Annotated in this window: 9 protein-coding genes; 2 read left to right on the forward strand and 7 right to left on the reverse strand. The window is 60.8% G+C overall.

Annotation, left to right across the window (positions count from 1 at the left end; translation table 11 throughout):
* Positions 1-27: 27 nt before the first annotated feature.
* Entirely contained in the window at positions 28-2,496 is a 2,469-nt protein-coding gene (locus DJ564_RS15960) for a DUF3141 domain-containing protein (protein ID WP_109631207.1), read from the reverse strand.
* Between the two features lie 242 nt (positions 2,497-2,738).
* Between DJ564_RS15960 and phaP the strand changes: the two genes are divergently transcribed.
* A complete protein-coding gene (gene phaP / locus DJ564_RS15965; protein WP_109631210.1) occupies positions 2,739-3,308 on the forward strand; it encodes a TIGR01841 family phasin in 570 nt (189 codons plus the stop codon).
* A 38-nt stretch (positions 3,309-3,346) separates the two neighbouring features.
* Here phaP and phaR read toward each other — a convergent pair whose 3' ends face one another.
* The 6 genes from phaR to DJ564_RS15995 form a co-directional block, all read right to left on the reverse strand.
* Entirely contained in the window at positions 3,347-3,868 is a 522-nt protein-coding gene (gene phaR, locus DJ564_RS15970) for a polyhydroxyalkanoate synthesis repressor PhaR (RefSeq protein ID WP_109631213.1), read from the reverse strand.
* Between the two features lie 264 nt (positions 3,869-4,132).
* Positions 4,133-5,401, reverse strand: a complete 1,269-nt coding sequence (locus tag DJ564_RS15975) for an OprD family porin (RefSeq protein ID WP_109631215.1) — start codon at positions 5,399-5,401, stop codon at positions 4,133-4,135.
* A 128-nt stretch (positions 5,402-5,529) separates the two neighbouring features.
* Positions 5,530-7,302 (reverse strand): acyl-CoA dehydrogenase C-terminal domain-containing protein, encoded by a 1,773-nt coding sequence (locus DJ564_RS15980; protein ID WP_109631218.1) that lies wholly within the window; start codon positions 7,300-7,302, stop codon positions 5,530-5,532.
* 63 nt (positions 7,303-7,365) lie between these two features.
* Entirely contained in the window at positions 7,366-9,036 is a 1,671-nt protein-coding gene (locus DJ564_RS15985; protein ID WP_109631220.1) for a cation acetate symporter, read from the reverse strand.
* Complete coding sequence (locus DJ564_RS15990) at positions 9,036-9,362, reverse strand: DUF485 domain-containing protein (RefSeq protein ID WP_109631221.1); 327 nt, start codon at positions 9,360-9,362, stop codon at positions 9,036-9,038. The genes DJ564_RS15985 and DJ564_RS15990 overlap by 1 nt, the downstream gene beginning before the upstream one ends.
* A gap of 114 nt (positions 9,363-9,476) precedes the next feature.
* Positions 9,477-11,099 carry an acyl-CoA synthetase gene (locus tag DJ564_RS15995; protein WP_109631224.1) on the reverse strand — a complete coding sequence of 541 codons (1,623 nt, stop codon included), beginning with the start codon at positions 11,097-11,099 and terminating at the stop codon, positions 9,477-9,479.
* 231 nt (positions 11,100-11,330) lie between these two features.
* Here DJ564_RS15995 and DJ564_RS16005 point away from each other — a divergent pair, with 231 nt between their 5' ends.
* Positions 11,331-13,607, forward strand: coding sequence for a PAS domain S-box protein (locus tag DJ564_RS16005; protein WP_109631229.1), 2,277 nt, complete (start codon positions 11,331-11,333; stop codon positions 13,605-13,607).
* Position 13,608 lies beyond the last annotated feature (1 nt).

Below are 13,608 nucleotides of genomic sequence, written 5' to 3' on the forward strand. Positions count from 1 at the left end.
ACAGAGCTCGCTCCTACAGGTTGCTCATCAGGGTGCAGGAGGTTTCTTCGCGCCTTTTTTGACCTTGGCCGGTTTGCGCGTTTTGGTCGGCGTTACCGGAGCAATCGGCTCAGCGACAACCGCCGGGGCCTTTTGTTTGACGGGCTCTGGTACGACCACCGGTGTTTTCGTCTTGATCGGCTCCGGATTTGTCGCCGGGGCTTTCTCCTCGACAACATCGGCTTCACCCGGTGGTTGAGTCAGGTTGAAACCCGGCAGCGGCACATCAAGCAGCGTGTGCAGCTCACACCAGAACGGGTTATCTGCGCCGCTGGTCAGCAATTCCGGGAGCAAATTGGCGACGGCCGCCAGCACCTGTTGGCGTTCTTCGACCTCGGCCAGAATCAGGGGCAAGCTGTGCAGGCTTTCCTGTGGGTGGGTGGCGACCAGGAGTTTTTGCAGGCGCAGGGTTTCGCGCAGGTCGAGTGGCTCGGCGCTGTAGTCCTGCAGCAGCACCTGCAATTGCAGGATCAGTTTCTCGACGCTTTGCTTGCCTGGCTGATCGCTGTCGCGGCCCAGCAGAAACAGGATCCGGATCAAGGCTTCCATCAAACCGCCCAGGGGCAGGGCGTCCTGAAGGCGTTCAATCAGGACTTTATCGTGCTGCTCGGCATGCGCGTGGAGATCGCGCGCCGATGTGTTGCCGCTGAGGCAGTTGAGCAGGCCATACACGCCGTAAAAACTCATTTCCTGAGCGGCATCACGCAGGTCCCGATAGCCGTTCAAGGCGTCCTGAATCTGGTTGGAAAACAGATCCTGCCAGGCCAGCAACGGATTGGACGGGCTCGCCGGATGGCGATCCTTGCTCACCTGGGCGGCACTGCCAGCCAGCCACCAGAGCGCCGGGTTCAGGCTGTTCCACATCACTTGTTGCTGGTGGAACGGGTGTGCCTTGCGCATCATTTCGGCGGTCGGCTCGTTGATTAACTGACGCAACCACGGCCGTACACATCCGTCGTAAAGCGTGTTGTTGAAATCGGAGGCACGCTCGACTAGCGCGAATTCGCGATCGTCGTCACGGGCCGGCTGCACTTCACCATGGATGTCGGTGATACGCCGTGGCTCGAAACGCACGGCGTACGGCGTTGGCGAATTTTCCGGCAGGTCATCGATGAGCATTTCATAGAGACCGCCCGGCAGTTCGTTGATCGCGTCGACGGCTCCCAGCAATTCGCGGTGTTCACGCCGCGCGACTTCGCCGGAAACAAAGATGCCCAGATGACCAATGCTCGCGTGCCGCAGGTAAACAATGGTGCGACCGGCATTTTGCAGGGCGAGGTCGCTGGGATAGACGTCGATGATCCAGTCCAGCGCCTGCTGCGGCGAAGTAATGTTGTCGCCATAGGAGCAAAACACCACCACCGGCACTTCGATGCGTTTGAGGTCGAGCCCGCTGCTCTTGCGCCCGAGGCCACCCGATAACTGATTGCCGATGAACAGGTCGTCGACAATCATCTCGATCTCTTCGCCATTGAGCAGGGTCGGGCTGCCCCACCAGCGTTCGAAATCCAGGAAGCGCGGGGCCTCGCTGTCGACTTCGCTGAACAGGTGGTAGTACTTGCCCCACAAGGCGTTGGCCGGGTCGAGGCTTTCGAAATTGCTCACCAGCCAGGTGCCGTCGAAACGGTCATTGCCCAGGTCGCTGCCCAGGCGCGCCATCCAGCCACCGCCCAGCAAACCGCCGGTGTAGCGCATCGGATTGCGGCCATTGACGCCAGCCCAATACGACAGCGGTGCACCATTGACGATGATCAGTCCCGGCAGTTCCGGGCGGGTCGCCGCCAGGCCCATCAATGCCCAACCAGCCTGGCAATTGCCAATGACCACGGGTTTGGCGCTGGCGGGATGCCGGGCGCTGACCTCTTCGATAAACCGCGCCTGGGCTTCAACGATGTCCGCCAGGGTTTGGCCCGGGCGTGGTGAATGGCTGAACGAGATGAAATAGGTCGGGTGGCCGGCGCGCAGGCTTTCGCCGATCACCGAATCCTGTTTGAAACCGCCGATCCCCGAGCCGTGGCCGCCGCGCGGGTCAATGATGATCACCGGCTGCTTTTTGCTGTCGAGCTGTTGCCCGGGGCCCGCGAGGATCTGCAACAACGAGTAGTTGACCGGGCGCGGCAGGTCTTCGCCGGCGACCAGGGTTTGATGGTTGAACTTGAGCAGCAGCGGATACCCGGCGCGTTCATGGGCCAGGGTGTTGTCGCCGCGCTGACGCAAGGTGTCCCAGAACAGCACGCTACGTTGGCCAAGGTCGGTGAGGTATTCCTGCCAGTCTGCGGCGGTTGGCTGTTTGAGCAACCCAAGGCTTGAAGGCGCGTAGGTTTTGGCCTGGCGCTGTTGCACGGCGTCAAGAACGTTGCGGGTGTTGAGGCGCTGCAGATGGTTCAGATGCTCGAACAAACCGGATGGAGCAGAGAACCCTTCATCGTGCAGCGCAATATTTTCTTCCTGACCCATCGTGGACTCCTGACACCCTGCGTGGGAACGTCGCCCTGACTACTAGAAACCAAGCCGGCCGTTCGATTATCACGAGTGTATAGGGAATGTAGGTCAAGGAAGCGAACTTTATTGTGCGCTGCACAAAATAGCCGTTGCCAAATTGTTTTGTGCGCTGCAATATTCAACCTAACGCGATGGCTGGCAGGATCGCTTCGCGTCCTCAGGTCCATCCGGGCCTTTAAGTACCAGGAGATTCAAGCATGTCTTTTTTCAATTCGGAAAAACTGCAAACCGCTCAGAAAGCCAACCTCGATCTTTTGCAGCAGATCAGCGGCAAAGTCTTCGCCAGCGTTGAACAGCTGAGCCAGTTGCAGTTCAAGGCACTGCGTGACTCCACCGAAGAGCACTTCGAAGGCGTTCGCAAGCTGTTGGCCGTGCGTGATCCACAAGGTTTTGCTGATTTGCAGGCGTCGTTCACCCAGCCGAGCGCGCAGAGCGAACGTCTGGCCGAGTTCAATCGTCAGGTTCAAGCGCTGATCGTGGGCACGCAGTCGGACATCGCCAAACTGACGGCGAGTCAAGTCGAGGCGGGCACCCAGCAGGTGAATGAGTTCGTTGAATCGATCAGCAAGAATGCACCGGCCGGTTCCGAGCCAGTCGTGGCGGCCTTCAAGTCGGGCCTGGCGAATGCCAGTACCGCGTTTGAAAGTGCACAGAAAGCCGTGAAACAGGCTTCCGATGTGGCTCAGAGCAATTTTGACGCGGCCACTGCCGCCGCCACCAAAGCAGCACCGGAAGCGGGCGCCAAGACTACCAGCGGTAACAAGTAAGTCATATCAGGCCAGTTGCACAAGCAATGGCGATGGGTTTATTCCCCATCGCCATTTTTTTTCGTCCCGTTATCGGTGCCCGGCTTGGCGCCAAACATGCCGAACAGGTTCTGGGTATTGAGGTACAAGGCCTTGGACTGGTCGACATACTGACGCATCAGGTCCTGCATGACCGGGGCCTGTTGATGCATGAAGTCGCTCCAGGCCTCGGACGACTGCGCGCCGGTCTGCGACTGAATGTCGATAACGGTCTGGATGCTTTTGTCCAGGTAGCTGCCGAGCGCGCCTTGGTACGGACCATAGAACTGGATAATCCCCATCAGCATCTCGCTGGTGAAGATCGGCTCTCCGCCGCTTTCGGCTTCCAGAATCACTTGCAGCAGGATGCTGCGCGTCAGGTCTTCGCCGCTCTTGGCATCGACCACCTGAAACGCAACTTTATCGACGACCAATTGGCGCACATCCGCCAGCGTCAAATGACTGCTGGTGTGGGTGTCATACAGTCGGCGATTGGGGTACTTCTTGATCAGACGGGGCGTGTTCCGACTGTTATCTGGCATGCGGGGCGTCTCGTGGCGAGCCTGGTTTGCAGGCATCTTAACCTACTATGGCCACTGCCGCGGGATGGGGTAGGTCGGGAGCAATATCTTCGGTGCTTCTGAGGCCGCCATCGCGGGCAAGCCCGCTCCCACAGGGATCTGGGGACACTGAAGATCCCTGTGGGAGCGGGCTTGCCCGCGATGAGGGCCGCCGACACGACGAAAAACCTGAAGAAAAAAAGGGAACCCGCCGCCAAGCGAGTCCCCCTTGTGAAGCCTGAATCGTTACCAGATCGGCAGGGTGTAGCTGACAATCAAGCGATTCTCATCCAGATCACTGCCAAAGTTGGTCGACCGCACCGTTGCATTCCGCCATTTCACGCCGACATTCTTCAGCGGGCCGCTCTGCACGACATAACCAATGTCGGTATCACGTTCCCACTCCTTGCCTTGCGGACGATTGCCGCCCAGGTCGATATTGTCGCCGGTGATATAGCGGGTCATGAAGGTGAGGCCCGGCACGCCCATGGCCGCAAAGTTGTAGTCATAACGCGCCTGCCAGGACTTTTCGTCCTTGCTGGCGAAGTCGCCGATCTGCACGAAGTTCACCAGGAACGCATCGGTGCCGTTGACGTAGGCAAAACCGGTGTCGCCGCTCATGCCTTGATAACCCAGGCCAAACGCATGCCCGCCGAGGCTGTAGGTGAACATCGCGCCAATCGCATTGTTGTCGACATTGCTGCCGCCATCATCCGTGGAGCGAGCAAAACGCAGGTCCGTTTTCAACGACTGCCCCGTGGTCACCGGCATCACGTAGGTCAGGTTCACCAGGTGCTGACTGTAGAAATTGTCGAGGTGGCCGTAGCTGTAGCCGGTGGCGAGATTGCTGGTCCACTTGTAGTTGAGGGCGGCGAAATCGAAGCTGTCACTGTCGACATGCCGCGTGGTGATGCCTTTGGCGCCGGTGCGGGTGATACCCATGTCCTCGTAGTCCGAGGAGTCACGCTGATTGACCTGGGTCAGCCGCCCGGCATCCGCCGTCAGGCCTTCAATCTCCAGCGAGGTCAACTGACCGCCCTTGAAGGTTTGTGGCAACAGCCGAGAATCGTTGGCCAATACCGTTGGCAGTTTCGGCAGCAGTGTGCCGAGTTTCAGGGTGCTTTTGGAGGCGCGCAGTTTGGCGGTCACACCCAGTTCGCCGTACTCGTCCTGCGCCCCTTTGCTCGTGTCGCGATGGCGTTTGAGCAGGCCGGAGCCTGCGCGATCAGGGCTGGAATCGAGTTTGACGCCGACCAGGCCAATCGCATCGAAACCGACGCCGATCAAACCGTCGGTGAAGCCCGACTCATAGCGCAGCAGAAAACCCTGGGCCCATTCCTCTTGTTTGGATTGGGCGGCGTTGTCCTGGCGATAGTCACGGTTGAAATAGAAGTTGCGCAGTTCGAGGCTGGCCTTGCTGTCTTTGACAAAGTCCGCAGCAGCGGGGGCCGAGAGGCTGATGACGCCGCCAGCCAGTAACAGTCGGGTAGCGAGGGTGCGGGTGTTGCGGTCCATGGTGAAGCCCCTTTGTTTTTATTATGGAAAGACAGGTCCCGCGGCCCTCGCCAGGCAGGCGAGGGCTTATCAATAAAAAAACGCGGACGCCGAATCGAGAGGAGCGTGGCGCCGCGTCGGTTCAATCGTTAGAACTGTTCGGCGCTCAGGCCGTACAACGAGGCGCTGCCGGCGAGAATGGAATGCTCCAGGCTCAACGTGCGCGGGAGCAGGCGGCGGATGTAGAAATCGGCGGTGGCGATCTTCGCGCCGTAGAACTTGGGGTCGTCGCTGAGTTTTTTCTTCGCGACCTGGGCCATGCGCGCCCAGAGCCAGGCGTAGGCGACGTAACCGAACAGGTGCAAATACTCGACCGAAGCCGCGCCGATTTCGTTGCGATTGGTCGCGGCCTGGTCTTGCAGCCAGTCGCTGAGGTTTTCCAGACGCTGCACGGCATCGAACAGTTGCACGGAGTAGGGCGCGTCGGGCTGATGGGCGAAACGACGGATCTCCCCGGTGAATTGACGCAGCGCGAAGCCGCTATCGGCCAACACTTTGCGGCCGAGCAGGTCCAGCGCCTGAATACCGTTGGTGCCTTCGTAGATCTGCGCGATGCGCACGTCACGGACCAATTGTTCCTGGCCCCATTCGCGGATGTAGCCATGGCCGCCGAAGACTTGCTGGCCGTTGATGCAGCTTTCCAGACCGGTGTCGGTGAAGAACGCTTTGGCCACTGGCGTCAGCAGCGCGACCAGGGTCTGGGCGCTGTCGCGCTCCTTGGCGTCATCGGAAAACTTCGCCAGGTCCAGTTGCTGTCCTACATAACTGGCAAACGCACGGCCACCTTCGGTCATGGCTTTCATGCTCAGCAGCATGCGCCGCACATCCGGGTGGACGATGATCGGGTCAGCCACTTTGTCCGGGGCAATCGCACCGGTCGGGGAGCGGCTCTGCACACGTTCACGGGCATACGCCACGGCGCTCTGATAGGACGCTTCGGCGCAGCCAATGCCCTGAATGCCGATGGACAGGCGCTCGTAATTCATCATGGTGAACATCGCCGCCAGGCCTTTGTTGACCTCGCCGACCAGCCAACCGCTGGCGCCGTCGAAGTTCATCACGCAGGTGGCCGAGGCCTTGATGCCCATCTTGTGTTCGATCGAACCGCAGCTCACGGCGTTGGCATCGCCGAGTGAACCGTCGGCATTGACCAGCACCTTGGGCACGACGAACAGCGAGATACCTTTCGGCCCCGCAGGCGCATCCGGCAGTTTGGCCAGCACCAGATGAACGATGTTTTCGGTCAGGTCCTGATCACCACCGGTGATGAAGATCTTGCTGCCGGTGATGCTGAAGCTGCCGTCAGCCTGAGGTTCGGCGCGGGTGCGGATGATCCCCAGGTCGGTGCCGGCGTGGGCTTCGGTCAGGCACATCGAGCCGGCCCAGCGACCTTCGTACATCGGCGGCAGGTAGATTTTTTTCAGGCTCTCGCTGGCGTGGGCATCCAGTGCCAGGCAGGCACCGGAACTCAATGCCGAATACAGGGCGAAACTTGAGTTGGCGCCGTAAAGCATTTCTTCGAACTGCACGGCGAGCATTTTCGGCATGCCCATGCCGCCGAAATCGGCGTTGCCGGAAAGGCCCACCCAGCCGCCTTCAATGAAGGTGGCATAAGCCTGTTTGAAGCCGATCGGTGTGCTGACCTGGCCATCGAGCCACTGGGCGCCTTCTTCGTCGCCGCTGCGATTCAACGGCGCAATCAGGTGCGAGGTGACTTTCGCCGCTTCCTCAAGAATGGCGTCAGCGGTGTCGGCGTCGACATTGTCGGCCAAGGCCGGCAAGCGCGCCCACAGGGCCGGGGCATCGAACACTTCATGCAGCACAAAGCGCATGTCGCGCAGCGGGGCGTTGAATTCGGGCATAACGTGAACCTCAAAAGGTGTGCGGTGGGCACGGCGCCGCAATGGCAGGCCGTGCCCTTTCAATCAATGAGCGCAAGCGCTGGCGGCACCGAGGCCGGTCTGGGCGCGAACGAACTGGTCGGCGTAGGCATCACGCTCCTTGTCGGCCCGCACGCTGCGGTCGAGTTTGGAGACGACGATGATCACGAAGAACGCCAGGGGCATGGAGAACAGTGCCGGGTGGTCGTACGGGAAAATCGCTTGGGCATGACCGAGTACGGTGACCCAGACGGCTGGCGACAGGATCACCAGCACCAGTGCGCAGATCAGGCCAGCGAAACCGCCGATGATCGCGCCTTTGGTGGTCAGGCCTTTCCAGTACATGGCCATGATCAGCACCGGGAAGTTGGTTGACGCGGCGATGCCGAAGGTCAGGCCCACCAGGAACGCAACGTTCATCTTCTCGAACAGAATGCCCAGCAGAATCGCGATGATGCCCAGGCCAACCGTGGCCATGCGCGTCACACGCATTTCCTCTTTCTGACTGGCTTTGCCTTTTTTGAACACCGTGGCGTAGAGGTCATGGGAAATTGCCGAGGCACCGGCCAGGGCCAGCCCGGACACCACCGCCAGAATGGTGGCGAAGGCCACCGCCGAGAGGAAACCGAAGAACAAGTTGCCACCGACCGCTTTGGCCAGGTGCATGGCAACCATGTTGCCGCCGCCGATCAAGGCACCGCCGACTTCACCATTAACGTAGTACTGCGGGTCGGTGCCGATGATGACCATCGCGGCAAAGCCCAGGGTGCACACAACGAGGAAGAAGAAGCCGATGAAACCGGTGGCGTAGAACACCGACTTACGCGCTTCCTTGGCGTTCGGCACGGTGAAGAAACGCATCAGGATGTGCGGCAGACCGGCAATCCCGAACACCAGGCCCAGGGACATCGAAGCGGTGTTGATCGGGTCGGCGAGCATCGAGCCCGGGCCCATGATGTTCCAGCCACTAGCGTGGGCCTGGACGGCTTTGTCGGCCAGGGTTTCGTAGCTGAAACCGAACTGCGACATGGCCATCACCGCGAGGGTGGTGCCGCCGGCGAGCAGCAACACAGCCTTGATGATCTGCACCCAAGTAGTGGCGATCATGCCGCCGAAAATCACGTAGACCAGCATCAATGCGCCAACGATCACCACGGCAACCGGGTAATCGAGACCAAACAGCAATTTGATCAATTGACCGGCACCGACCATCTGCACGATCAGGTAGCAGCACACCACCGTCAGTGAACCGAACGCGGCGAAGATCCGCACTTTGTTCTGATCCAGGCGATAGGACACGATGTCGGCGAAGGTGTAGCGGCCCAGGTTGCGCAGACGCTCGGCCATCAGGAAGGTGATGATCGGCCAGCCGACAAAGAAGCCGATGGTATAGATGAAGCCGTCGTAGCCTTTGGCGAATACCAGGCTGGACAGCCCCAGCAGCGTGGCGGCGGACATGTAGTCACCGGCAATCGCCAGACCGTTCTGGAACCCGGTGATGCCACCGCCCGCGGTGTAGAAGTCCGACGTGGATTTGGTTTGCCGCGCAGCCCACCAGGTAATCGCCAGCGTGCCCAGCACGAAGACGAAGAACATGCCGATGGCATGCAGGTTCAGCGGTTGTTTTTCCACCACGCCCACGGCCGGGGCAGCGAGGACGAGGGAGGCCGGCAACAGGCCGGCAGCGGCGAGGACGAGCTTACGAAGCAGGTTCATTACTTGCTCTCCTCGAGAATGGCGGCGCCCAGTGCATCGAAGCGGGTGTTGGCGCGGTAGACGTACCAGCCAGTCAGCAGCCAGGAAAAAATGATGATTGCCGCGCCCACTGGCATACCCAGGGTCAACATCCGATGTTCGGCGAGCGGCGCATGCAGCCACTGCGGGGCAAACGCCACGACCAGCATGAACCCGTAGTAAGTGCCCAGCACCGCAGCGCTCAGCGACCAAGCCAGGCGCGAACGGCTGCTGACCAATTGCAGGAACTTCGGATTGGTCCGAATGCGTTCGCAACGTTGGGTATCGGTTGAATGGATGTCGATCATGGGTGGCTCCACATGTGTTGTTATAGGCGTTTGAACGGGGCTGAATTCGGCGTACACGAGCCCGAAGCGGCAGGTAAGGCACCTGCCGCCGGGTGGGGACAACGTCGGTTCGGGTTAGAGCGCTTTAGCCCTGTCGCGCAGGACGTACTTCTGGATCTTGCCGGTGGATGTTTTCGGCAACAGGGTGAAAATCACCGTGCGCGGGACTTTGAAACCGGCCAGGTGCTCGCGGCAGAAACTGATGATGTCGGCCTCGCGCACGTCCTGGTGATCGGCCTTCAAGGTGACGAAGGCGCAAGGCGTTTCGCCCCATTTTTCATCGGGACGGGCGACCACGGCGGCTTCCATCACGCCCGGATGGCGATAGAGCACGCCTTCCAGTTCGATGGTGGAAATGTTCTCGCCGCCGGAAATGATGATGTCCTTGAGCCGGTCCTTGATCTCGACATAACCGTTGGGATGACACACCGCCAGGTCGCCGGTGTGGAACCAGCCGCCTTCGAACGCTTCGGCGGTGGCGGTCGGGTTCTTCAGGTAGCCCTTCATCACAGTGTTGCCGCGCATGAAGATCTCACCGATGGTCTGACCGTCGCGTGGGGTCGGTTCCAGGGTCTTCGAGTCGCCGACCATCACGCCTTCAAGCGTCGGGTAGCGCACACCCTGACGGGATTTGATCTGTGCTCGTTCTTCCAGCGGCAACTCATCCCATTCGGCATGCCAGGCGCAGAGCGTTACCGGGCCATAGGTTTCGGTCAGGCCGTAGACGTGGGTGACCTTGATGCCCATCTCTTCGACAGCGCCGATCACTTTGGCCGGTGGTGCAGCGCCGGCAACCATGGCGTTGACCGGGTGATCGATGGCCGCTTTCGCCGATTCCGGCATGTTGACCAAGGCATTGAGCACGATCGGTGCAGCGCACAGGTGCGTGATCTGATGCTCGCGGATCAGGGTGAGGATTTTCTGCGGATCGACGCGGCGCAGGAACACATGCACGCCGGCCATTGCGGTGATGATCCACGGGTAGCACCAACCGTTGCAGTGGAACATCGGCAGGGTCCAGAGGTACACCGGATGGTTGCCCATGGCCCAGGTCATCTGGTTGCCCAGCGAGTTCAGGTACGCGCCGCGATGGTGGTAAACCACGCCTTTCGGGTTGCCGGTGGTGCCGGAGGTGTAGTTCAACGAGATGGCTTGCCACTCGTCGGCCGGCCACTGCCAGGCGTAATCCGGATCGCCTTCGGCCAGCAGCGCTTCATAGTCCAGGTCGCTGACGGCCTGGCCTTCACCGTATTCCGGGTCATTGACGTCGATGACCAGCGGCGGGTGATCGAGCATGCCGATGGCGGCATGAATCACATCATGGAACTCGCGGTCGGTGATCAGCACCTTGGCTTCACCATGCTGCAGCATGAAGGCAATGGCTTCGGCATCCAGACGCACATTGAGCGGGTTGAGCACTGCACCGATCATCGGCACGCCGAAATGCACTTCCAGCATCTCGGGGATGTTGGGCAGCATCACCGCCACGGTGTCGTTCTTGCCGATGCCGCGACCGGCCAGCGCCGAGGCCAGACGACGGCAACGGGTGTAGGTCTGCGCCCAGGTACGACGGATCGAACCGTGGATCACGGCCGGGTAGTGAGGGTAAACGCTGGCTGTGCGCTCGATGAAGCTGAGCGGAGACAAAGCAATGTGATTGACAGCCGAAGGGCCTAGCCCTTGTTCATAGATCGACATGACGGGTACTCGGTGGCTGATTGTTAGCTCTATGGATGGCCTGTTCAGCGTAGCCGCTGAGGTCATCCTTTATGTCCGGTCTGCTTTATATAACAATCTGCCACACATATGGAAGTACAACCTACGCAGTATAGTAGAAGTACTATATTTGATTCTTCGGCTTCCAAATGAATGCGGCGATACCTCTAACGCCGGTATATTCTTGGCTCCCCCGGACAAAGCGGACCTGTGATGACCCTGACTCCCGTTCGATTGCACAGCTGGTTGCGCCTGCAACGCGAGGGCGTGTCCCTGGCCGCCCGGGCGGATGCGTTGTGCCGAGCGTTGCAGGAATGTCCCGAGGTACGCCGGGCGGTTTATCTGAGCTGGCAACCCAATGCGCGGATTTACAGCCACGAGGGCGCCGCCCAGCATTTCCCGCCGGGCCTCGGCGATCCGTCGCTAGCCAGCGATCAGCTGCTGTTCGATCGGCTGGGCGAAACCGGCCGCCTGGACCTGACCCAAGTGCGGCAACTCGATTGCTGGCTGTCCGGGCGGTTGCGCCGCGCCGCTATCAGTCATGGCCAGGTGTTTGATCTGGCCTTGCAGGCGGGGCAGACAGGGCTGTTGCTAGTGGAAGTCTGTGACGGCGTGAGCCTCGACTGGCTGGGCTGGGTCCAGGATTTGCTGACCACCTTGCTCAGCAGCGTCAACGGCATGCTGCGGGGGTCGCCGCTGTTAGGCCACGATCCGCAACCGAGTCTGTTGCTTGATGCACAGGGCCGGCCGCTGGAGTTCAACGCGGCGCTGCTGGCGTTGCTCGCGGAAAAGCCGCTGACCGAGGTGCTGGGTTTTCTGCCGGTCAATCACCGGGTGCTGGTGCGCGCCTGCCTTGATCAACAGCGCGCTATCGAAGGGGTTGAAGCGCAGTTCGAAGCGCAGATCCTGATCTGGACATTTATCCCCGATCCCCAGGACAACCGCGTGCTCGCCCGTTGCCGCGACGCCACGGTACAAGTGCTGGCCGAGCGCGAAGCCGCCACGGCACGCCGGTTGTATCGACTGATCATCGAGAACACCACCGACCTGATTTCCCGCCACACCCCGGACGGGCGTTTTCTCGATGCTTCGCCAGCGTCCTGGACATTGCTCGGCTACTGGCCCGAAGAGCTGCGCGGGCAAATGGCCCAGGGCCTGTTCCACGGCCAGGACCTGGCCAATCTGGTACAGCGCGCCCGGGATGCGCTGGAGCAGGACGGATATCACACGATGACGTACCGCATTCGCCACCGTGCCGGGCATTACCTGTGGTTCGAAACCGCCAGCCGGGCGATTCGCGAAACCTACACCGGCGCGGTGGTTGAAGTGGTCAGCGTGTCCCGGGACATCACCGCCCGGGTGCAGGCCGAAGAGAACAAGCGGCGTCTGGCCGAAGTGGTCGAGGCCAACACCGATCCGGTGTTGTTTATCGACCCTGAGGGGCAAGTGACTTACCTCAACCCGGCGGCGCGGCGCATCCTCGGCATCGATGAGCAGCAACCGATGCCGGCCCTGGCGCAGTTGTTCGCCAGTGCTGACCTGACACGCCTGCAACGTGACGGCTGGAGCTGCGCCGAACGTGACGGCGTGTGGAGCACCGATGCGCGGCTGCAGCCCCCCGGTGGCGGCACGTCAGTGCCGGTGTCGCTGGTGCTGCTGGCGCACCGTTCGGCCGGCGGCGAGCGTTATTACTCCTTGGTCGCCCGGGACATGACCGAGCGCGAACTGCGCGAGGTGCAGCAGCGCCGCCATCAAGACGAACTGGCGCACACCGCACGGCTGGTCACGCTGGGCGAACTGGCCTCGGGCATTGCCCACGAAATCAACCAGCCATTGGCCGCCGTGGTCAATTACGCCAATGCCAGCCAGCGCTATTTGCAGACGCTCGATTCCAACCCGCAGGCTGCCGAACGAGTGGCCCAAGGGCTGCAACGCATCACCCAACACGCCACCCATGCCTCGGAAGTGATCAAGCGTCTACGGGCATTTCTGCGCAAGGGCCAGCGGCGCATGCAAGCGCTGAATTTTACCGACGTCGCCCGCGAAGCCGTGCGTTTGTGTGCCTGGGAAGCGAGCAATTGCCAAGTGACAATCGAGGATCGACTGCCGGATAATCTGCCGCCCGTTTATGCCGACCGGGTGTTGCTGGAGCAGGTGCTGCTCAATTTGTTGCGCAACGCCATCGATGCCAACCGCGAACAACATCCGGGGCAGCCCTCGCTGATCGTGATGACGGCGGAGCAGGGCGGTGGTGCCACCGTGGAAATCCGTGTGCAAGACCAGGGGCCGGGCGTCAGCGAACCCGAACTGGAGCAGATATTTACCCCGTTCTATACCAGCAAGGCCGATGGCCTGGGCCTTGGCTTGTCCATGAGCCGCAGCATCATTGAAGGTTTCGGCGGTGAATTGCAGGCCCGACGTCAACCGGTCGGCCTGCTGATGTGTTGCCGCTTGCCGCTGGCCGGTCCAACAAAACAACAACAGGAATAAT

It is taken from the genome of Pseudomonas sp. 31-12, from assembly GCF_003151075.1.
GTDB lineage: Bacteria > Pseudomonadota > Gammaproteobacteria > Pseudomonadales > Pseudomonadaceae > Aquipseudomonas.

Excerpts from the sequence above, each read along its gene's own strand:
- DJ564_RS15960 (WP_109631207.1), bottom strand. The coding sequence starts at position 2,496 with ATGGGTCAGGAAGAAAATATTGCGCTGCACGATGAAGGGTTCTCTGCT.
- phaP (WP_109631210.1), top strand. The coding sequence starts at position 2,739 with ATGTCTTTTTTCAATTCGGAAAAACTGCAAACCGCTCAGAAAGCCAAC.
- phaR (WP_109631213.1), bottom strand. The coding sequence starts at position 3,868 with ATGCCAGATAACAGTCGGAACACGCCCCGTCTGATCAAGAAGTACCCC.
- DJ564_RS15975 (WP_109631215.1), bottom strand. The coding sequence starts at position 5,401 with ATGGACCGCAACACCCGCACCCTCGCTACCCGACTGTTACTGGCTGGC.
- DJ564_RS15980 (WP_109631218.1), bottom strand. The coding sequence starts at position 7,302 with ATGCCCGAATTCAACGCCCCGCTGCGCGACATGCGCTTTGTGCTGCAT.
- DJ564_RS15985 (WP_109631220.1), bottom strand. The coding sequence starts at position 9,036 with ATGAACCTGCTTCGTAAGCTCGTCCTCGCCGCTGCCGGCCTGTTGCCG.
- DJ564_RS15990 (WP_109631221.1), bottom strand. The coding sequence starts at position 9,362 with ATGATCGACATCCATTCAACCGATACCCAACGTTGCGAACGCATTCGG.
- DJ564_RS15995 (WP_109631224.1), bottom strand. The coding sequence starts at position 11,099 with ATGTCGATCTATGAACAAGGGCTAGGCCCTTCGGCTGTCAATCACATT.
- DJ564_RS16005 (WP_109631229.1), top strand. The coding sequence starts at position 11,331 with ATGACCCTGACTCCCGTTCGATTGCACAGCTGGTTGCGCCTGCAACGC.